This is a genomic window from Psychrobacter arcticus 273-4 (assembly GCF_000012305.1).
In the GTDB taxonomy this organism is placed as follows: Bacteria; Pseudomonadota; Gammaproteobacteria; order Pseudomonadales; family Moraxellaceae; genus Psychrobacter; species Psychrobacter arcticus.
In genome coordinates this window covers 170,089-191,988 of record NC_007204.1, presented here as the reverse complement: position 1 = coordinate 191,988, position 21,900 = coordinate 170,089, and the positions used below count along the sequence as shown (strand labels likewise).

Genomic DNA, 21,900 nt, shown 5'->3' with positions numbered 1-21,900 from the left:
TTGGGAAATTCTGAAAAGCAACCGTCGGGTTCAGCTTATGCTAATCACAATATTGCACATGATTTATCTGGTACTTAAACTGCTCTGTTTGGTACTTAAACTGCTTTGTTTGGTATTAATTGGCTTGCGATAGAGGGCTTATTTTCAATACTACTATCAGTACTAAGCGTCTCAGAGCCTAACACCCAAGTCTCAAAAGGTGACAACAATAAGAGAGGTAACTCTATTGAAGATGCATTGTCCAAATTGCTATTAACAATACTTACCATTACCAAGCTTTCACGTAACCATGATGGGATACCCAATGTTTGGTAGAGTTTTTTTCCCGATTGCGGTCGTGTCGCTAGTGCGGTTTGGATACGCGTGCTGCGATGTAATGGTGTTGTTTTTAGTGTTGTTTTTAGCATTGGCTTTAATGTTGCCTCTAATGCTATATCGTCTAATAGGGGCAATAGCTCACTTGGTATCGTCTGCACTTGCCAAGTAACATTTTGATCACTACGCAAAATGATTGGTATAGGCTGATGCTCAGGTAAATTATTAGCCAGTAAAAGAGGCTCAGATAACGATAGCGTTTGCTCAGATAACGGTAGTTTAAGCCATGCTAGCCAGTCATTACTAAGCCGATAAAGCTGCTCACGGTAGCGGCGAATGGTATAGGACTGTTTGCGACCTTGCCAAAAAAGCGCCGTTTGATGATCATGGTCATGACGCTGGCTTAAGCGCCATACATCATCAACAAGCTGCTTAGCAGGCGGTAATGGCTCATCTTGAGCTAACCAATAATGTAATAGTTGTCGCTGGCGATAAAGTGGTAATTGCTTTACCTCATTGATATCTAGCACTCGTTGGGCAGATGACAATTGTAGCGAGGCAATAGCCGTCTGCTGCATATCTTGTGATGCTTGCGCACTGACGATTAATTGTGCATCGCTTAATAACTGTGCACTCCGAGCAATATTATCAATAACGTTGGGATTATATTTCGCCAATACTGGCATGATGTCACGGCGCAGTCCACTACGGACATTATCACCGCCGTCATTGGTTGGATCATCGATATAAGATAACTTTAAACGCTGAGCATAGGTGCTAATACTGGCACGCTGTATGGTAAGCCAAGGACGCCATAATACAATGCGATGGACGCCCTGCGTTTGTACACGCCACGGCTGCATACCCGTCAGACCATTCAACCCAGCCCCTTGAACCAGCCGCATCAATACTGTTTCTGCTTGGTCATCAGCATGATGAGCTAATAGTAATACATCATCTTGATTTAGTTGCGTGCGCATCACGTCATAACGCGCTTGCCGTGCTGCTTGCTCATCATGGCCATTTACTTGCGCCTGCAAGATAGTGCAAGGTATTTTCTGACGCTTTGCCCACTCAGCGACATGCTGTGCCCAAATATCACTATCCGCTTGCAAACCATGATTGACATGCAATAGCTGCGGTAAAAATGGCAGCCTACTTTGCTGGTATAGCTGTACACACAGCGCTGCCAGTGCCAATGAATCACGCCCACCACTACACGCCAGCCAAATTCGGCGACCATGCAATTGCTCGCCATAGTCAGCGAGACTGCTCAATAATGCTTGTGCTAGCTGACTATCAATCGGCAGCTGAGCTATTGGGTCAATTGGATATGGTAGGATTGCACTGCTGCTCATCATTGACCTTATCTAATTAGATGGTATAGTCGGTGAAAAGTAATATCGATACAACACGTATTACTGGTGCAAATTTTTATTGCTTGCTGTGCCTACGCAGACAGAGGCTGCAAAAAATTTACACCAGCAATACGGTAGCGACTTTAAAGTATTTCAACTATATATAAATTAATTGATACAAAAAAACGCGCCATAAAATGACACGTTTTTATTTTAACATTAAGCGTAAGCCTTTAGTGCTAAAAGCTGATTATCAACTATTTAGCAATGGAACATACTAGCAAGGCAACATGACTTCTGAGTTAAAAGATTTGAACTTCTCATAACGCTGCTCACAACGCGTATGAGTATCCAAATCTTTTAGCTCATCCAATTGCTCAACCAACAGGGCTTTTAATGCCGTCATCACTGGCTGTGGCTGAATATGAGCACCCTCACCTTCGTCAATAACTGCATCAATCAAGCCCATGTGATACAGATTGATAGCATTTAATTTTAAGGCTTCACTGGCATCTTGCGCTTTTTCAGCAGTTTTCCATAGTATGGAAGCACAGCCTTCAGGAGAGATGACCGAATAAATGCTATTTTGCAGCATATTTACTTTATCACCAACACCAATCGCCAATGCCCCACCTGAGCCACCTTCACCAATAATGGTGACGATAATAGGTACTTTGAGGCTTGAAAACACAGCGATGCTTTCGGCAATGGCTTGCGCCTGCCCACGCTCTTCAGCGCCAATACCCGGATAGGCACCTTGGGTGTCGACAAAGGTCATGACCGGAATATTAAAGCGCTCAGCCATTTTGACCAAACGAATAATTTTTCGATAGCCCTCAGGATTTGCCATACCGAAGTTATGCTCAATACGCTCGCGTGTGCTGCGACCACGGTGTTGACCAACGACCATCACCGGCATACCGTTTAGGCGTGCGAGTCCACCAAGGATTGCTTTGTCATCAGCATAAGCACGGTCGCCATGCAATTCATCAAATTCGGTAAACAGCTGATTCACATAGTCCATAAACAATGGACGTTTGGCATGCCGTGCAAGCTGAACGCTATCCCAGACGGTACTCATAGACGCTTCCCTTTCCTAGTTATACTTAATAGAGTTATGTTCAATATGGTTATATTTAATAATGGCATCGTTATCGGTTTTAGGATAATGAAAGTACAGTTGTAAACTCAATAAAAACTATAATAGCACATCTTATATGCCATAACATTACCGACAACACCGCTTTTGTTACGTTATTTCTAACCGCATTAATCAACCAATCTATTAACGGTCTTAGCTGATAAAAAATTAAACCTCAATGACGCTTAGCTTGATGCCCCATTTGGCAAATTGTTCTATTTCAGTCTGCAAGTCAGAAAATAAGAAAGCATAGTACTCGCTGCTATCACCAACCATGATTTGCCAATGATTGCCATCGTCTACTTTTAATGCTAATGTCGGCAACTCATAATCACTACGACTGTGATGTGCCAGTACTGCTAAACGAAGTAGCAGGCAGAGATAAACTAGCTGATCGCCGCCAATTACGCACGTCTGCTCTAACATATCTGCTTTTAGTTTACGGCGATGATTCAACATCAGCTGTGCCATACGCTTTTGGTCTACTTGTGAAAACCCTGGAATGTCAGAATGTTCCATCAAGTACGCACTGTGTTTATGATAGCTACTATGAGCTATTGCCAGCCCTATCTCATGTAAGAATGCTGCTCGCCTGAGTAAATCGCCATCTTCCGTACTGAGTCCAAGTTTTGTTTGTACTTGTTCAAAAAGGTGACGACTGGTTTTGACTACTTGCTTAGCCTGATTTTTATCGCCTGAATAGCGCTTAATCAGTGCCAATACACTGCGGTCACGTACGTCTTCACTGGCAAAGCGTCCGAGCATGTCATACATGACACCTTCGCGTAGCGCGCCATCCGAATAAGTAATAGTATCAACGGCCAGTACTTTCATGACTGCTTGTAATACCGCAACGCCTGCTGGGAATACCGCTTTACGGTGCTCTTTGACGCCTTCTAAATCCATGTCATCGACGTTGCCAATTTTAAGCAGCAATTTCTCTAACTTTTTGACCCCTTTATAAGTGATACGTTCTTGCTCATCTGCCCAGCCTTTAGAGACCAAAACATTACGTACCGCTTTAATCGTACCACTCGATCCAATGGTGCTGCTCCAGCCCATTTTTTGGTAGCGACCATTAATCGCCAGCACTTCTTTACGCGCAGCCGATATGGCGTTATTAAAAGCTTCCTTGGTAATTTGTCCATCAGCAAAATATTTTTGCGTAAAGGCAACACAGCCCATCTGTAAGCTCTCGGTCAACAGCGGATCAAACTCTTGACCAATAATAAACTCTGTTGAGCCGCCACCGATATCAATAACCAAACGCTTGTCACTACTGGCATTGGTATGCGAGACGCCTAGATAAATCAAACGCGCTTCTTCTCGTCCCGCAATAATCTCGATGGGCTTGGGTAAGATTTTATTGGCACGGCTGATAAAATCATTGGCGTTTTTGGCTTGGCGTAAGGCGTTGGTCGCAACAATACGAATACGCTCAGGAGGCACCGAATCTAGACGCGCTACAAAGCGGCTAAGACAATCTAAACCACGCTGCTCCGCTGCTCCGCCTAAAATATTATGTTCATCCAGTCCTGCGGCTAACTGCACTTTTTCAGACATAGACACCACTTTTCGCACCTCACCATGATCAAGGCGAGCAATGGCTAAATGAAAACTGTTGGAACCAATATCAATGGCTGCCATCAGTTCATCTTCTGCGAGTGGTGGGTTTTTTAGGTTGTCTTTGGGCATAAGCGAGGTCGTTACCGTGTCAGATGAAAAAAACAATTAAAAGGGTTTAGGCTTTTAAAATAGAAAATACGTTGGGTTGAAATCAGGATTACCATATATAAAAACGATAACAATCATATAAATGATAGTAAGTTTTTCCATTAAAACATTTATGCCAAACGCTGGCAAGTAAGCGAATACAATAGCCAAACCCTGGCTAAAAACAGGATATAGTTGAAATACTTTAAAGTCGCTACAGTATTGCTGGTGTAAATTTTTTGCAGCATCTGTCTGCGTAGGCACAGCAAGCAAGAAAAATTTGCACCAGCAGTACGTGTTGTATCGATATTACTTTTCACCGACTATAACTGCTTTTATTATTAATCTAAGAATAAAAAAACCAGCATAGTAATCTTGTTGCTATGCTGTTTTTTTAACCGCCTAACACTGCTGTGTTACGCTTTTGCCATTTCTGCAAATATCTCGTCAGCCGCTTTGATAGAGGTATCAATATCTTCATCGCTATGCTTAATAGACATAAAACCTGCTTCATATGCAGAGGGTGCCAGATAGATACCCCGATCAAGCATACCGTGGAAGAAAGTATTAAACACTTCCATATCGCACTCGGTCACTTCATCGAAATTTTGTGGTACTGCTGTATCACCGTCTGTCACGAAGAACATACCAAACATACCACCAAGCTTATTGGTACGTAGATTGATACCATGTTTGTCAGCAGCCGCTTGAAAGCCATCAACCAAACGATCAACCTTTACGGCTAGCTCATCATAAAAACCCTCTGCGGTTAAGTCTTCAAACATGGCGATACCAGCACGCATTGCTAGCGGATTACCGGATAACGTACCCGCTTGGTAGACGCCGCCAAGAGGGGCGATACAAGACATGACCTCTTTTTTGCCACCAAAAGCGCCAACTGGCAAGCCCGCACCGATGATTTTACCAAAGCAAGTCAAGTCAGGGTCGATACCGAAATGCGCTTGCGCACCGCCCAGTCCAACACGAAAGCCCGTCATGACTTCATCAAAAATCAATACCGAGTTATTGGCAGTACACTGCTCGCGCAAGGTATCATGAAATTCTTGGCTTGGAATGACCATATTCATGTTGCCAGCGATCGGCTCCAAAATTACGCAGGCGATTTCCTCACCCCATTTCTCAAAGCAGTCTTTAATCGCTTGCGAGTCATTATAAGGAATCGTAATGGTATGCTTAGCAAAATCTGCTGGCACGCCTTTTGAGGTTGGCTCACCAATATCAAGCATGCCTGAGCCCGCTTTTACTAACAGACTGTCTGAATGGCCATGGTAGCAGCCTTCAAACTTGACGATTTTGTCACGCTGAGTATAACCACGTGCCAAACGAATCGCACTCATCGTCGCTTCCGTACCCGAGCTGGTCATACGAATCATCTCAACACTTGGGACGATTTCGCAAATTTTATCGGCAACAGTGGTTTCAAATGGCGTTGGCGTACCAAAGCTCAGACCATCATCAGCGGCTTTTTTGACCGCATCAATGACTTTTGGATGGGCATGACCCAAAATCATTGGACCCCAAGAGCCTACATAATCGATATAAGCATTGTCTTCGGTATCATAGATTTTGCTACCATTAGCACGGTGCATAAAGATTGGCGTACCACCGACCCCTGCAAAGGCACGGACAGGCGAGTTGACGCCACCGGGGATATGCTTGCAGGCTTGGGCGAATAGTTGTTCGTTTTTGGTACTCATAATTAGTCTCTACTTAATCGTTTTTTATTTAGTGCTTTTATACTTAGTGATTGTCTATTTAGTGCTTTCTATTATTTCATTCACAATAAATGTGCAGCTTAAGCTTTTTTAACAACAGATGATTTAAGTTTCATCGGACCATAGCCATCAAGCTTACAATCGATATCATGACCATCGGTAGCGTCCGGCAATAGGCGAATACTTTTTGCTTTAGTCCCTACTTTGATGATGGTTGATGAGCCTTTAACTTTCAAATCTTTAATTACGGTGACAGTATCACCGTCTTGCAACTCATTGCCAACGGCATCGCGAATGATCGCATCTTGGTTTTCAGCTTGTGCTACATCGGTTTCTGCTGCTGTCCATTCATGAGCGCACATCGGGCATATTAGTAACGCGCCATCTTCATACGTATATTCAGCATCACATTTCGGACAATTTGGTAAGCTCATAATTCCCTCGGCAGCCATCATACATTAGGTTTATTCTAGAGCTCATATTGTACCGTAACTCGCACTCTTTAACCAATTTGTCCACTTGAAAACCACTGGCTGAGCCCAATTTAACGCTTGATTGCCATCTTAACGATGACGTTTTTTATGAGGGTGTTTTTTGTGGTACTCTTCTTAGCCTCATTTGATTTTATATTTATCTATCTTGTCATAAACATCTGACATACCACTTTTATGACCCTTATTTTTAACCTTTAACCATTTATAAAAAATCTCTCATTAGAAGGATAATAACAATGACTCAATCTATCAATGCAGTGACATTGGCGCAGTTTTCCCAATTATCTATCCAAGGCGAGGATGCCGAAAAATTCTTACAAGGACAGTTAACTTGTAATGTCACTAAGCTCGGTCTTAGCTATCAAGCCGCGGCTATTGGCAATTTAAAAGGTCGCATAGAATTCGGTATTTGGATTAAAAAACAGGCTGAAAAGCATTATGACGTGGTTATTAGTACTGATTGCGCAGAGGCTTTGCAAGGACATTTAAAAAAATTCGGTGCATTTTCAAAGTTTGATACCAGTACGCCAATGCCGATTTATCCTTGTGTTATTGATAATGTGCCGACTTTTAGCCATCAGGACGACTACAATACATCTGAGAATATCCAAGCTTGGATGCAGTCTAGTATCGCAACCGGTAATTATTGGATAGTAGCGGCAACGCAAGGCGAGTTCCAACCACAAGAGTTGCGTCTGCATCAGCGCGGCGGCATGGACTACGATAAAGGCTGTTATTTGGGTCAAGAAGTCATCGCCCGTATTTACTTTAAATCAGCGCCGAAAGCGTTTTTGCACTATGTAAAAGGAACAAGTGTAAAAGGCTCAGGTACAACCCCTGCCGCTGGTGAAAAACTGGATAAAGTACAAGTCGTCAATGCGATTACTACTAGTGAAGGCTTTGAGGCATTGGTCGTCGCCCGTCCAGAGCAGTTGGCTGAAAGTGGTCTGACCATATTGGATTTACCACTGGCCTTACAAGCGGATGTTGCTCGTCCCAAGTAATACCAGACGTTAAGCACACTCTCATCTAATTTATTAATCGCAGCAGAGTAATCTATGACCCATATTGCGGTACTCGGAGCAGGCGTGGTGGGCGTGACCACCGCATGGTATCTTCGCCAAGCAGGCTATGATGTGAGCGTGATTGAGCGTGAATCAGCGGCAGGTATGCAAACCTCATTTGCCAATGGCGGACAGATATCTGTCTCCCATGCCACGCCTTGGGCAAACCCTACTGCACCGATGAAAGCGCTTAAATGGCTATTTAAAGAAGATGCGCCGCTGCTATATCGTTTGCGCGCTGATAAAGCACAGCTCAAATGGGCCATGCAGTTTTTGCAAGAGTGCCGCGCAGACAAAGCCGATGCCAATCTGGTACAAATGGTGCGTTTGGGATTGTACTCACGTGATGCCTTGCAACAGTTACGTGCTGATATCGGTGTTGATTACGAGCAGCAAACGCGCGGTATCATGCATTTTTATACTAATCAAGCTGAATTTGATGCCGCTATCGCGCCAACTGAGCGCATGCAAGCGCTCGGCTGCGAGCGTTATGTCATTGACATCAATAATGCTGTTAGCCTCGAGCCAGCACTTTATCCTGTTGCCCACAAGCTCAAAGGCGCGACATATACTAGCCATGATGAGTCAGGTAATGCACACTTATTTACCCAGCGTTTAGCGGAGCACTGCATAAAGGCTGGCGTTAAGTTTTTATACGATACTGAGATTTTAGCCATCAATACTGATGACGATTATGCTCATCCGCACGTACATAGTATTACTATTCGACCTAATGGCGAAAATGCGCAAACCTTTAGTGCAGATAGCTATGTATTGGCGCTTGGTAGTTATAGCGTCGCCTTAATGAAACCACTTAAGATACATCTGCCTATTTTTCCTGCCAAAGGCTACTCAGCCACTTATCAAATCAATCCTCGTGCTCCGCATCTAGCACCCTTTGTTAGCTTGATTGATGATGAGTTTAAGCTGGTAACATCGCGTCTTGGTGATAAATTACGAGTGGCTGGGACAGCAGAATTTAACGGCTACAACTTAGATTTAAATACCATACGCTGTGAAGCCATCACTCGCCGCGTGCAGCAGTTATTTCCCAAAGGTATCATCGCCAATTCAGTGCAGTACTGGACAGGACTACGACCGATGACCCCATCAAATGTGCCGTTGATTGGACACGCACATATGGGCCAAGTTCGGCATGGTAGTCACAATGTGCAAGCGACTTTTGATAACTTATGGCTTAACACCGGTCATGGCACGCTTGGCTGGACTCATGCTTGTGGTTCGGCAAAAGCGATTAGTTTATTGATACAGGGCGAGATACCAGCCGTTGATTTTGATTTTATTGGTATGGTCAACTCACTATAAGAAAAATACAGTATTGCTGGGATGAATTTTTCGTAGCCTCTGTGATAGCAGCAAACAAGAGAAGTTTATAGCAGGCGCACCTCTTTAATAACGTATCATCCGTCAGATCATTCACACTGACACCTGCATGCGCTTGAGCGATCTCTTGCTTCACGCCTTTACGACCATGTCCAAAGCCATGTGGAATACTCACTACCCTTGGCATCAGCTCATCAGTAACTTCTGCTGCAATAATCACGCTACCGACACGCGAGGTTACTTTGACATCTTGACCATTTTTAATACCGTGCTGCTCAGCCGTCTCTTCTCTACTATATCTCGCTGTAGCTTCAACACATAGTCAAATGTATGCACTGTGGTGACGTACCTCGCTGACAAAACATCCTAACGATTACATAACTATGCTACCCATAACATAGGCATGATTTTTTTTATAATTGAGCAACAGTATCAACATGATCAATACAGACAAAGCGTTTTGAAATTCATATATTGGTAGCACAAGTTAGCCACTGGCTGTTTGTAATGTAGTTAAGCATTTTGAAAAATGCTATATAAGAAATAAGCTATCTAACAGTAGTACTGTACTAGCAATAAGAATCATAAATAATAATTCGGATACTAAAACGTTATGCAACCTGTTGATTTAACTTTTAAATAACAGCCACTGTAAAAGACGCAATAACTAAAACAAGGATAACAGTAATGAACGAACATACCCTAAAAGGTGAGTGGAACCAAATAAAAGGCTCAGTCAAGCAGAAGTGGGCTGATCTTACTGATGATGATTTATTACACGTTGAAGGTAGCCGTGATAAGCTCGTTGGTAAAGTACAAGAGCGCTATGGTCATAGTAAAGATGATGCTGAGCGTGAAGTAGATGCATGGCGTACTGAAAATAAATACTAGTAGATAGTTATACTTATAAAAAGGATGGTTGTGTTACCTTTATATAAGCAGATTATTTAAACGAAAACCGCATTAGTTTTTAGTGCGGTTTTTTTATGCATTATTTCTTAGCAACTGATTATAAGAGATAAAGCTCAAACTCCAGACACGATAAAACCGCATAGCAATTAATTGTTATGCGGTTTTATTGTTAACGATCCTTGTTACCTATCACGGCTCTAATCGCTGCATCCTTGCAAGATATTGAGCATATTGTGACAGTCGGGCATCCTGCCCTTTTTACTACTACTGGCATTATCTGCCTTCAGCACGGGTTATGTATCCTTAATCCAATTGCTATTATCATCCTGATGCTAGCAGTTGAAGTATTATCCTTAATACGGTCAACTCAATCCTTGAGTCACATTCCCTTATGCCGTGTGTGTATAGTGTCAAATTATTGAGCTACTGTTAAGTCGCGTAAACGTCATTACGTGTAAGCATATGCTTACATCAGCTTAAATCTGGATAAATAAAACACTTAACCTTATGATTTTAATAAGATTTACTATCATAACAATTTTCACAATAGTAAAACTATAATAAAATTATAATATAGTTCACATAAAACCGATACAATCATAAAAATTAAACCGTTAGTGAAATCAACAATCACCTATTCAATAGACTATTGTAAACAGTTACTGTCTAGTATTAATAACGGCTTGATAGTTTTAAGCAGCAAGGCTATCCCATCGTTTATATGGATGAAAGTGGCTTTGAGGCTGAAACTATTCGTCCTTACGGTTATGCAACGATTGGCAAGCCTTGTATTGATCGCTACAACTGGCAAGCTAAAAAGCACACCAATGTTATTGGGGCTTTGTATAAAAAGATGCTGTGTGCCCTTGAATATGTCGATAAAAATGTGAATTGGGAAGTGATGTATGATTGGTGCAAATATACACTTAATCCCAAGTCTTAAAACCAAAGGCGTGATTGTGATGGACATGAGCGAGGATACAGAAAAGCACTGCTATCAAAAATCTAATACTTCAATCACATCATAAGCAGGTGTCTCATAAGGATGCGCCTGCTTTAATGCGATGATAACGTCTTTAATACTAGCCTTAGCAACCACCATCTCGACCCGCCATTCATTGATTTTCTCAAGACTGTCTTGTGTACCAATATGCGGCGTGCTACCTACCAGTGGCATAAAATGCCCAATTCCCTGCACTTGCCAACAGCACTGTTCATAATCGCCAATCTTACCAGCACCTGCCGCAAATAGCGCTGACTTTACCTTCTCTAATGCTGAGTCTGGTACAAAAACGGTAAGTTTATACATGTCGTCGCCTTATTGAATTAGTTGCCTTATCAAATCTATTTAAAACCAACTTAAAAATTCCGTTATTTTTTTGATAATGAGGGGTGGTCGGTCCATATATAGCGCAGCAACCACTCTTTTGCCTCGCCCGCATCATCAATACCGATACGTGGACGCAGGGATACCGGTGGCTGACAGCCATCATTTTCAACCCAAACTTCTGAGGAGGGTGCGATTGGCTTGCCATATAACGTTCGATCTATCTGTAAACCCTTGGTCCGCTGACCAAATTAAGCATATGATGAATACCGTAGGTCAGGTATACATAAAAGACACCGCCTATATGGTACATAATCTCTGTACGCGGCGTTCGTGTACCCGCATGCGCATGACACGCAGCATCCCCTTCACCAATATAAGCTTCTGTCTCTGAGATACGCATGCGCAAGATTTTTTGCTGACCATCGCTATCGATCAACTGTCGACATAATACCTTGCCAATTAAGTCGGCAGCGACCACCATTACTTATTGCAACTGATGTTATACAGACAGTTAACTCGATATGATAGTAATCTTGATCCTAGATATACCACACTAAAAACAATATGAATAAAAGGATAAAACAATGAGTAACTCTAATATGCAAAATAATAAGCAGCATAATGGTAGTGACAAAGCAGAAGACAAAAAAAATGATGTAAAAGATAATGACACTGCTAATGACTCCAAAGATCAGAATGCTAATAAAGCTTCTGATAGTAAAGATAATAATTCAGGCAATCAGTCAGACAGCAAAGACAGCAAGTCTTCAGATAAAGATGCTAACGACAAAGGTGATAAAAACGCTTCTTTAGCTGATACTGCTACTACAAAGGCAAAAGAAGTGGTTGGTACATTAGCAGATAAAGCTGCAGATGCCATGGAGTTTGCTGCTAAGAAAATTAAAGAAGCCCGTAAAGACAGCTAATGTATTTAATTGCATAAAAAAACTGAGCTCATGGCTCAGTTTTTTTATTGTCTTAACTATTTTTATTTCCCTGCGTTTAGCTTAGTGGTACACCAATACGACTTGCTACTTCTTCGTAGGCTTCGATGACATCACCTAGTGACTGACGGAAGCGGTCTTTATCGAGCTTTTTCTTGGTGGCTTTATCCCAAATGCGGCAGCCATCTGGTGAGAACTCATCACCTAAGATGATGCGGTCATGGAACACACCAAACTCTAGTTTGAAATCTACTAGTATCAAATCGCCAGCATCAAACAGGGCTGTTAATACTTCATTCACTTGATGACTCAGCTCTTTCATTTTTGCGAGCTGTGCGTCGGTTGCCCAGCCAAGAGAGATTGAGATTGACTCATTAACCATCGGATCACCAAGCGCATCATCTTTATAGAACAGCTCGTACGTCGGTGGCGTCAAGGCCTGCCCTTCTTCTAACCCTAAACGGCGTACCAAACTGCCCGCAGCAAAGTTACGCACAACGCATTCAACCGGAATCATATCCAAACGCTTGACCAACACTTCGTCATCAGACAATTGCTTTTCAAAATGCGTCTCAATACCAGCGTCCGCCAGCTTTTGCATAATAAACGCGTTAAAGCGATTATTAACCACGCCTTTGCGTGCTAACTGCTCGATACGCTTACCATCAAGCGCTGAGGTGTCATCACGAAAATGTAAAATCAGCAGATCGTTGTCTTCTGTTTCATAAACAGATTTGGCTTTGCCTTTATAGAGCATTTCTTGCTTTTGCATTAGGAGGTTTCCTGTTCGTTCAAGCTTATGTGGTAAAAACGCGCAGCGGCCGCTAATGTCTTATAAAACCAATGCGATACATTGATATTGATAAAAGTATTAGCGGCATAGATAAGGTTAAAAAAACTACTTATTCAGCCCGGCTTGTAACAGCACGTTGTGGTTTTGGCAGCTGGTACTGTTTACCAGACTCATTCTGTAATGTGAGCGTATTAGCGCCTGCATTAGGGGTTGGGTACAGCGGTACAAATGGTGCGGTCTCTTGAGCAGCTGGCAGCTGTAGCGGCGCCAATTTTTTGCTTTGCTGATATTCTAGGCTACCGTTGTCACGCTTGCCAATGAATTCTTTTGTCGCTTGGCAGCCGCTCAATACTAACGTACTACCCAACACTATCGTCATTACAGCAGGGAATATTTTTGCAGTCACTGATGATACTTTCATCATATTATCTCTCTGAGTTAGCATTTACACGCATCATTTTATAATAAGTTTGCACGAACCAAGGCTGTATCAATCGTCGCATGATGTTGCTCAGCTAGCCATACTAGCGGCAGGCGAATACCTTTATCAATCATACCCATTTTGTGCAAAGCATACTTGGCTGGGATTGGGCTTGATTCGATAAACAAGTCACGATGTAAGTGCTTGACGACATCATGTACTTGATTGGCAGCGTCAAAATCACCACGCAAGGCTGCTGTAAAGGTTTCGCTCATGGCTTTTGGTACCACGTTGGCAGTGACAGAGATGTTACCTTTACCGCCAACTTTCATTAGCTCAAGTGCGCTGCCATCATCGCCAGATAGAACCACAAGACGATCGCCAACCACTTTGATTAATTGCTCACCGCGTGCCACTGAGCCTGTCGCATCTTTAATCGCAACGATATTGCCAAGATCAGCTAAGCGCTCAACCGTTTCTTGCGCGATATCAACGACTGTACGCCCAGGGACGTTATACAGCATTTGCGGGATATTTACGGCTTCAGCGATGGCTTTATAATGCTGATATAAGCCTTCTTGCGGCGGCTTATTATAGTAAGGGGCTACCAATAATGCACAATCTGCACCAGCATCTGCTGCATCTTGAGTCAGCTTAATAGCTTCCATCGTATTGTTTGCGCCAGTACCCGCAATCACCGGTACACGACCTTTAACATGCTGTACAAAATAGCGAATCACATCGCTGTGCTCTTGCATTGACAAGGTTGCGGATTCACCAGTCGTACCAACAGCGACAAGGCAATGAGTGCCTTGTTCAATCTGCCAGTCTATGAGGTCTGCCAGACGCTTATAATCGACCGTGCCGTCACGAAGCATGGGCGTTATCAAGGCTACCATTGAGCCTTGTAGTCGGGTTTTAATATCGTCGTATGCTGTGCTCATAACTGTGCCTTACTGTAGTATCCTAGCTTTTATTAAAGCTATCACATGATAGGTCATTTGCAAGTACCAATGCATATTCTGAAGTATTCATTGTTAAATAGTTGCATGGATACTATAAATAATATGCATGCTCATAAACACCATTGGTAAGATCTTGCTCGATGTTAATACTGAATGTTTGTATGTCTTATACCGTCCTTGACGCCATTTCATCTGACACCAATAGGATGATTATCTCGCTATAAAAACGCCTGCTAGTGTAGCATATTTTGGATTGACCGCTATCAATCAATTAATGCCAAAGCAAGCAATTCTACAAATAATTGCCTAGCTGCTTCAATTTCATTTTGCCATTAATATACAGTAAAATTGATAACATCTAGTTTTTAAACCAAACCGTCAGTTTAGCGTAATTACTAAGGGTCGATAAAACCTTTTTAAACCTTTTAACCAATCGTCAACACATCGTTGGCTAGCCGATACAAGCAAAAAAACGCTTATGTTCTCTTATGCCACAAGTAATAGCAATACCTCTAATTACTCTATGCGTAATCCAATAATACCAGGGATACCTTGACGCATCACCTCAATCGTCACCACCCCTTTTTTAGGCAATACCGACACGGCACTCGAAACATCATTGACGGTTTTAATCGATTTTTGATGTAGATTAGTAATGATATCGCCTGCTAGTATGCCCGAGCGTGCCGCCAATCCTGTTGGCTCAATCGCTGTGACCAAAACGCCGGTTTTATTATCAGAGGCCAACTCTACTTGTTCCTCTGGGGTCAGATTACGTAATGCTAAGCCCAGACTTATCTCGTTATTTTGCTGACCACGGTTTTGTGACTGCATGTCATTTGAGGCGTCACTAAGCTTGCCAGTGACGAGAGATTGCTTGCCATTGCGCTGAATCTGCATGCGAAAGGTGTCATTGGGACGCGCGCGATTAATCAGGTTTAATAGGTCAGAGGCTTCCATAATTTGGACATCATTGTAGCGTAAAATAATATCCCCTGATTTTAGCCCTGCTTTTTGGGCAGGTGAATCGGGTGACACGCGTGTCAGTAATGCCCCTTGCGGACGCGCTAGGTTATAAGCTTCAGCCAAATTACGATCAATATCTTGCGGATAAATGCCCAAATAGGCACGCTCAACCTTACCATTGGCTTTGAGCTGCTCATAAACATCCATCGCCGCATCAATCGGGATGGAGAACGACAGCCCCATATAACCACCGGTTCCACTAAAAATACGTGAATTAATCCCAATCACTTCACCGCGCTGGTTAAATAACGGTCCACCTGAATTACCAGGATTCAATGCCACATCGGTTTGAATGAATGACACACTGGTTTCACGCGAAAAATTGCGTGATTTGGCGCTAACAATACCTGCCGACGCTGAATAGTCAAAACCAAATGGCGAGCCAATAGCCAGTACCGGCTCACCGACTTTTAGGCTATTAGAATCACCAATCGGTAGCGCTGGGAATTTTTTGCCTGTAACCTTTAATACTGCTACATCCGAGCGCTCATCACTGCCAACCAAGGTAGCATCAAGCTCTGTTCTGTCATTGAGGGTCACAGTGATTTTGTCTGCGCCCGCCACCACATGGTGATTGGTCAGCATATAACCATCATCGGTCACAAAAAACCCCGTGCCATAAGCATGCTCAATCGCTGGCGTCGCTGCTTGATCAGGGATACGCAGGCGATCACCAAAGAATTTGCGTAACAGCTCAGCCGTTTGGGCTTTTGCAAGTTCGGCCTCACTCACAGTTTTGGTCACATTGACGCGTGCCACCGCTGGCGTGACTTGCTGCACCAATCCTGAAAAATCAGCGGTGGTGACAGCAGCTTGCGCGCTTGGCATGGTGTTTAGGTTAATACCAACGACCATAGTAGTAGCGACAGCGATTGCCAATGTGCTGCGTTGAAGCAAGCGCTGCATGATAGCTGTAGTGATTTTCGATTTAGACATGTCGATTGGCATCTTATTCCTCTTCCAAGTAATTTTTATAATTTTTGTGAGCAGCTATGCTATTAATTTACAGCACGGTATGGCATTTTACTTCATGTCATTCATGACTAATAAATAGCGACTTTATCTTAGTTTATAGAGTATTTTTGCTGACTACAGATTAGTTTGTCATCTATTGATGCCTCTATCTCAATACCGTAACCGTAAGCCTGCTTGAATACTCTAAACAATACACTGCAAACTTACACCATTTAAATGCTATTATCGTTTGCTGCGTCATTTAAGGACTTAACCTAGCTATCATACTAGCTATCATAACCACTAACTAACCATAAGTAGTGCACAACATCGTTGCAGCATACAGTCGCTAGTTCATAACAAAAATAGCTTACGCTGTCTGTCCTTTCAAGAGTTTTACAACGCTTTGGGTGACAGTTAGCCCTCGGTTATATAAAATAAAATCATGTTATGATAACCAGTAAAACCATCTTAAACAAACAAAAGTCAGCGATGAAACTTATTAATTCTTCACTGCTTAAATTGGCTATTATTTTATCGTATCCTCTCTCTTTTGCGCTTCTGGTTCTTAGCTTTTATTTTCTAAAGCTTCGCTACTTTATCTAGAAGCGTATTCATCTTTGCTATTATTTTGTGTTTGCTACTATATAGTATACATGACTCATGCTGTGACTCTTGCGGTAACTGTTGATGGCGAATTTTAATAATGATATTAATTGGTCATCAACTAAAAAAAACTGTCTGTGCTGAATGCTGCCGCTCTGAATCACTATAAAGCATGACCATATTATAAAAGGATTAATTTATGGATACCGCCCTATTGTTATCCGGCGTGGTTGGGATTGGTATTGCCGCCCAATGGTTGGCTTGGTATTTAAAGCAACCGTCCATTTTATTTTTATTACTGATTGGTATTATCGTTGGTCCAGTACTAGGGGTTTTCGATCCTGATTTAGTACTCGGCGAGCTGATGTTTCCCTTCATCTCACTAGGCGTAGCGATTATTTTATTTGAAGGATCGCTGACGTTAGAGTTTGAGGAGATTAAACAACACGGCTCTGTGGTGCAGATGCTGGTGTCAGTCGGCGTACTGATCACTATCGCCATCGTGTCTCTGTCGACGTATTTGCTCTTTGATATCGACCCTATTATTGCCTTATTATTTGGCGCATTGGTCTGCGTGACTGGTCCGACGGTCATTATGCCGCTACTGCGCAGTGTACGACCCAATAAAACCATCTCCAATATCTTAAAGTGGGAAGGTATCATCATCGACCCTATCGGCGCGATTGCGGTGGTATTGGTCTATGAATATATTATCTCAGGCGGTGAAGGCAGTAGCATTCTGCTGTTTGCCAAGATTGTAGTATTGGCAGTAGCGATGGGGTTAGCTGGCGCGTGGGCATTAGCGTTTTTAATGCGTCGGCATATGATTCCTGAGTTTTTACGTAATGTTTTTACCCTTGCTTTTGTGCTGGTGTTATTTTCAATTTCCAACCATTTAGAGCATGAATCCGGTTTATTGACAGTAACTGTACTTGGGGTTGCGCTGGCTAATTGGCCAAAATTCCCGCGTGATACGATTTTAGAGTTTAATGAATCGCTCACCATCTTATTAGTGTCGGTCTTATTTATTATTCTCGCAGCTCGTGTTGAGCTGGCAAGCTTATTGAGCATCGGCTTTGCGGGTCTAGTGCTACTAGCGATTGTGATGTTTGTCGCCCGCCCCTTGTCGGTTTGGGTGTCGTCTATCGGCTCCAACCTAAAGACCAAAGAGAAGCTGATGATCAGCTGGATTGGTCCGCGCGGTATCGTTGCTGCTGCCATCTCATCACTCTTTGCCATTCGTCTGCAAGAGTATGATATTCAAGGTGTCGAGCTACTGGTACCTTTGGTATTTTTGGTCATCATTGGTACAGTGATGATTCAGGGCTTGGGCGCAAAAATGGTGGGAAACTTTTTGGGTGTACGTGAGCCTGAAACCAATGGTATCTTAGTCGTTGGCTCAAACCCTGTCGCTTTGTTGGTCGCCACCTCGTTAAAGGATCAAGGCTTTGATGTCATCGTCGCCCATAATAACTATACCAATATAGCCAGCGCACGCATGAGTGGCTTGCGTACTTACTTTGGCAATCCTGTCTCTGACCATGCTGACCATCATTTGGATCTCATCGGTATCGGTCGTCTGTTTGCCATGAGTATGGATAAAGAGCTGAATACTTTATCTGAGATTCACTATCGTCATGAGTTTGGTGAGCGCAAGCTATACCGCTTAAAGTTTAGCGATGAAAAAGTCAAAAGTGAGCGCGATGATAAGCAAGGGAACTTCCATTCACAGTGGTTGTTTGGCAAGGATGTTACGTATACCAAGCTTGCCAGTATGCTGTCTAAAAAGGCGCGTATTAAAATCACCAATATCACCGACAGCTATAGCTTTGAGCAATATAAGGCCGATAATAAACAATTTGTGCCACTTTATACGGTCGACAAAGAAGGCAAACTGCACGTCATTACCGATAAGTTCGACGGTACGGTGCCGCGTGATCGCAAGCTTGTCTCATTGGTCGTCGATGATGACGTACAGCCAAAACCAGTCGATGTGACGCCGCAACAAGAGCAAGCGCGCGCCGCAGCTGATGCAAGCTTTGAGTCCGACTCTAAAGCGCCTGAAAAACGCCAAGAAAAAGAACTGGCGGATGATGACAGTAATATAGAGGAAGCTTCTTTGATAGATAGCGACAAAGACGCTGAACAAAATCTACTCAATGATGTGCCAGCTGCTAGTTTAGAGTCTAAACCCTCCTCAATCACGTCAGTAGCACTGCATAAGAAAGCAGCTAACGAAAAAATAGCAACAGCTGAATCTGCCGGTACTATTCAGGCTAATCCCCAAATGGTGTCTGCTGATCCTACTACGCCAGCAATACCTAAAATAATTAGCAATAATAAAAATAGTGGTAACGGTAATGGCAATGCGCCTAAAAATAAAAAAGGCTCTCTAGACCCCAACCGCTTACCGGACTCAAGTTCAAATAAGGCTAATAATAGCACTACTGCTGAAGTTGTATTAAGTAAGGATTTGGGTAAAAATGATTGAGATAATGGTCATATAAATTAGACCTGAATAAATAACGCCTAAACAATATTTATTAAATGCCTATCAATGAAAAGAGGGGTTTTTATTTGGGCAAGCTTATTAGTTGATAAAACGATCTATTAAATATCCCATTTCTCTTCAACCTTCTGCCATATTCGCGCGCTGACCTCATCAGCGCTGCCTGAGGCATCGATGCGCTGAATACGCTTAGGATACTCATCTGCTAGCGTCCTAAACCCTTTATGTACTCTGGTAAAAAAGTCCGTTGCTTGCTGCTCGAAGCGGTCAGCTGCACTGCGTTTATTGGCACGTGCCATGCCTTCTAATACTGGCAAGTCTAACCACAAGGTCAGCTCTGGTAACTGGGTGACAAATTGCTCAATAAGCGTGTCAATTTTACCGCGTACAGTCGCATCACCATCTGCACGCCCAAAGCCTTGATAAGCAACTGTTGAGTCGGTAAAACGGTCACATATTACCCATGTCCCGCGTTGCAGCGCAGGCAAAATCACTTGCTGCATATGGTCACAGCGGGCGGCAAACATTAATAGCAATTCCGTATCATCATTGATAGCAGTATTAGGGTCTAATAATATCTCGCGCAAGCGTTCAGCAAACGGGCTACCACCCGGCTCGCGGGTGCGCAAATAGTCAATGCCATTTGCCTGCAAACGTGCGCATAATTGCTCAATCGCAGTAGTCTTGCCGACGCCTTCGGTACCCTCAAAACTAATAAAATGCCCTTGAAGAGGCGTAGTGGTGGTTTGAGAAAACGGCGCTTGTATGGATGCTGACATGATATGACCTTATGTCATTGATGAGCGTTATCTTTATTTTGATAACGCTCATTAAACGATGGTTTTTTTAAAGCAATATAAAGAGCAATCTAAAATAGTGTTACTGCGGCGGCGTTTGGGCTTTTTTCTCACGCATGACGCCGAGATACTCTTTAACCGCTTGATTGTGCTCAGTTAAGCTATTGGTAAATTTATGCCCGCCGTTGCCTGTCGCCACAAAATATAGCGCTTCGCTCTTAGCAGGATGTAAGGTTGCTTCGATAGAAGCAGCTGACGGCAGTGCAATGGGTGTAGGCGGCAAACCATCGATTTGATAGGTGTTATAGCGCGTTTTTTCATCGATGTCTTTACGGCGAATATTACCTTCATAGCGGCTGCCCATACCATAGATAATGGTAGGATCCGTCTGCATACGCATGCTTTTGTTCAAGCGGTTATTAAAGACTGCTGAGACCAAAGGACGCTCTTCTTCCACACTGGTTTCTTTTTCAATAATAGACGCCATCACCAGCGCCTCATAAGGGCTCTGATAAGGGAGGTTTGGCGCACGGTTTTCCCATGCCTTGGTCAGTGCCTGCTGTTGGCGCTTGTACAAGTCGGTCAACACTTTCTTGTCAGTGGTGCCTTCTCCATAATAATAAGTATCAGGGGCAAACCAGCCTTCAAGATTGTGATTAACGATAGGGTCATTACTGTTGGCAACCGTATCCGGCAAGATACCAACCAAATCTAACGCTTGTGCGATGCTAGCATTCGTACTGTCAGCCGTTAGCACTTCTTTTTTGATGCCTTTATTATCACGTAGCGCCTGATACAAATCTTTTGAGGTTTTGCCCTCGATAATTTGTACCTTGACCATTGCCGCTTTTACCCCTTGCCCAAGTACGTGTAGCGCCTCAGCAATGGTAGGGTTTTCCGGTAATTGGTAAATACCGGCATGCAATGGACCATCGACCTGCGTTTTCATATAAAGCTTGGCAATCGTGGCAGAAAACAGCGGGATTTCCTGTTGCCACTGCGGTAGCAAACCGTAATAGGTCTGACCTTTCTCAATCGTCACCATCTGCTGCGGCTGTTCAATCCGACCAAATAAAGTCTGATAAACCATGACCAAGAAAAATGCAGCAATTAACCCAAGCACCAATAGTACTTGATAACCACGCTGCATAAAGAATGAAGGGTTATCGATTTTATAATGGCGTGGTTTATTATCACCGCTAATGAGCGAGATATCGGTAGGCGGAACTTCTTTTGCACCTGTCTCATCGACTGGTTTTGAATTCAAAGGTGTCCCATCGACACGCTCGTCAGCAGTGCCTTTTTGGTCATTCGATAGCGTATCATTAGGACGTTCAGGAGGCGTTTCAGGTGTTGGCGTGCTCATGGTCACTCGCGAGGCAGAAGTTTGCTAGAATTTAGCATTGAAACGCCTATTTTTCAATGGGATTTGCTTAGCTTATCGATTAACTTGGTGTTTGGCTTTAGAGTTATGGCTT

The 21,900-nt window shown here is 43.1% G+C and carries 19 protein-coding genes and 1 pseudogene; 6 read left to right on the top strand and 14 right to left on the bottom strand.

Annotation, left to right across the window (positions count from 1 at the left end):
• Positions 1-95: 95 nt before the first annotated feature.
• From tilS to PSYC_RS00810, 5 genes are all read right to left on the bottom strand, one after another.
• Positions 96-1,673, bottom strand: a complete 1,578-nt coding sequence (gene tilS, locus PSYC_RS00830) for a tRNA lysidine(34) synthetase TilS (protein ID WP_011279476.1) — start codon at positions 1,671-1,673, stop codon at positions 96-98.
• A 277-nt stretch (positions 1,674-1,950) separates the two neighbouring features.
• Positions 1,951-2,754, bottom strand: a complete 804-nt coding sequence (locus PSYC_RS00825) for an acetyl-CoA carboxylase carboxyltransferase subunit alpha (RefSeq protein ID WP_011279475.1) — start codon at positions 2,752-2,754, stop codon at positions 1,951-1,953.
• 228 nt (positions 2,755-2,982) lie between these two features.
• Positions 2,983-4,509: an exopolyphosphatase gene (ppx, locus tag PSYC_RS00820; protein WP_011279474.1), complete on the bottom strand. Its 1,527-nt coding sequence runs from the start codon at positions 4,507-4,509 to the stop codon at positions 2,983-2,985.
• A 434-nt stretch (positions 4,510-4,943) separates the two neighbouring features.
• A complete protein-coding gene (hemL, locus tag PSYC_RS00815) occupies positions 4,944-6,245 on the bottom strand; it encodes a glutamate-1-semialdehyde 2,1-aminomutase (RefSeq protein ID WP_011279473.1) in 1,302 nt (433 codons plus the stop codon).
• A 98-nt stretch (positions 6,246-6,343) separates the two neighbouring features.
• Positions 6,344-6,697: a zinc ribbon domain-containing protein YjdM gene (locus PSYC_RS00810; protein ID WP_011279472.1), complete on the bottom strand. Its 354-nt coding sequence runs from the start codon at positions 6,695-6,697 to the stop codon at positions 6,344-6,346.
• A 296-nt stretch (positions 6,698-6,993) separates the two neighbouring features.
• Here PSYC_RS00810 and PSYC_RS00805 point away from each other — a divergent pair, with 296 nt between their 5' ends.
• Together PSYC_RS00805 and PSYC_RS00800 are read left to right on the top strand one after the other, a co-directional pair.
• Positions 6,994-7,761, top strand: coding sequence for a folate-binding protein YgfZ (locus PSYC_RS00805; RefSeq protein WP_011279471.1), 768 nt, complete (start codon positions 6,994-6,996; stop codon positions 7,759-7,761).
• A gap of 54 nt (positions 7,762-7,815) precedes the next feature.
• Entirely contained in the window at positions 7,816-9,147 is a 1,332-nt protein-coding gene (locus PSYC_RS00800; protein WP_011279470.1) for a D-amino acid dehydrogenase, read from the top strand.
• Here PSYC_RS00800 and PSYC_RS00795 read toward each other — a convergent pair.
• Positions 9,134-9,442, bottom strand: a pseudogene (locus PSYC_RS00795) (molybdopterin dinucleotide binding domain-containing protein); the annotation flags it as partial. The gene PSYC_RS00800 and the pseudogene PSYC_RS00795 overlap by 14 nt on opposite strands.
• 410 nt (positions 9,443-9,852) lie before the next feature.
• Between PSYC_RS00795 and PSYC_RS00790 the strand changes: the two are divergent.
• Positions 9,853-10,056 carry a CsbD family protein gene (locus PSYC_RS00790; RefSeq protein ID WP_011279468.1) on the top strand — a complete coding sequence of 68 codons (204 nt, stop codon included), beginning with the start codon at positions 9,853-9,855 and terminating at the stop codon, positions 10,054-10,056.
• A gap of 742 nt (positions 10,057-10,798) precedes the next feature.
• The gene (locus PSYC_RS00785; protein WP_011279466.1) at positions 10,799-11,020 is read left to right on the top strand and encodes a transposase; all 222 of its coding nucleotides are present in this window, start codon (positions 10,799-10,801) and stop codon (positions 11,018-11,020) included.
• Between the two features lie 54 nt (positions 11,021-11,074).
• On the opposite strand, the gene PSYC_RS00780 is transcribed toward PSYC_RS00785, so the two are convergent.
• Together PSYC_RS00780 and PSYC_RS11985 are read right to left on the bottom strand one after the other, a co-directional pair.
• Positions 11,075-11,386 carry an NIF3 1 gene (locus tag PSYC_RS00780; RefSeq protein WP_011279465.1) on the bottom strand — a complete coding sequence of 104 codons (312 nt, stop codon included), beginning with the start codon at positions 11,384-11,386 and terminating at the stop codon, positions 11,075-11,077.
• 238 nt (positions 11,387-11,624) lie between these two features.
• The gene (locus PSYC_RS11985) at positions 11,625-11,888 is read right to left on the bottom strand and encodes a DNA-3-methyladenine glycosylase (RefSeq protein WP_406621524.1); all 264 of its coding nucleotides are present in this window, start codon (positions 11,886-11,888) and stop codon (positions 11,625-11,627) included.
• A 103-nt stretch (positions 11,889-11,991) separates the two neighbouring features.
• Between PSYC_RS11985 and PSYC_RS00770 the strand changes: the two genes are divergently transcribed.
• A complete protein-coding gene (locus PSYC_RS00770) occupies positions 11,992-12,333 on the top strand; it encodes a hypothetical protein (RefSeq protein WP_011279464.1) in 342 nt (113 codons plus the stop codon).
• 76 nt (positions 12,334-12,409) lie between these two features.
• Here the strand turns inward: PSYC_RS00770 and purC are convergent, their stop codons facing one another.
• The 4 genes from purC to PSYC_RS00750 all read right to left on the bottom strand — a co-directional run bounded on the left by purC (position 12,410) and on the right by PSYC_RS00750 (position 16,465).
• Entirely contained in the window at positions 12,410-13,123 is a 714-nt protein-coding gene (gene purC / locus PSYC_RS00765; RefSeq protein WP_011279463.1) for a phosphoribosylaminoimidazolesuccinocarboxamide synthase, read from the bottom strand.
• Positions 13,124-13,253: 130 nt separating this feature from the next.
• Positions 13,254-13,589, bottom strand: a complete 336-nt coding sequence (locus PSYC_RS00760) for a hypothetical protein (protein ID WP_011279462.1) — start codon at positions 13,587-13,589, stop codon at positions 13,254-13,256.
• 14 nt (positions 13,590-13,603) lie between these two features.
• Positions 13,604-14,509 (bottom strand): 4-hydroxy-tetrahydrodipicolinate synthase, encoded by a 906-nt coding sequence (gene dapA, locus PSYC_RS00755; protein ID WP_011279461.1) that lies wholly within the window; start codon positions 14,507-14,509, stop codon positions 13,604-13,606.
• A 537-nt stretch (positions 14,510-15,046) separates the two neighbouring features.
• Entirely contained in the window at positions 15,047-16,465 is a 1,419-nt protein-coding gene (locus tag PSYC_RS00750) for a Do family serine endopeptidase (protein WP_406621532.1), read from the bottom strand.
• A gap of 850 nt (positions 16,466-17,315) precedes the next feature.
• On the opposite strand from PSYC_RS00750, the gene PSYC_RS00745 reads away from it, so the two are divergent.
• Complete coding sequence (locus PSYC_RS00745) at positions 17,316-19,607, top strand: cation:proton antiporter (protein WP_011279459.1); 2,292 nt, start codon at positions 17,316-17,318, stop codon at positions 19,605-19,607.
• Positions 19,608-19,726: 119 nt separating this feature from the next.
• Here the strand turns inward: PSYC_RS00745 and tmk are convergent, their stop codons facing one another.
• Both tmk and mltG read right to left on the bottom strand, forming a co-directional pair.
• Complete coding sequence (tmk, locus tag PSYC_RS00740; protein WP_011279458.1) at positions 19,727-20,404, bottom strand: dTMP kinase; 678 nt, start codon at positions 20,402-20,404, stop codon at positions 19,727-19,729.
• A gap of 100 nt (positions 20,405-20,504) precedes the next feature.
• Positions 20,505-21,788, bottom strand: coding sequence for an endolytic transglycosylase MltG (gene mltG, locus PSYC_RS00735; protein ID WP_011279457.1), 1,284 nt, complete (start codon positions 21,786-21,788; stop codon positions 20,505-20,507).
• Between the last annotated feature and the right edge of the window lie 112 nt (positions 21,789-21,900).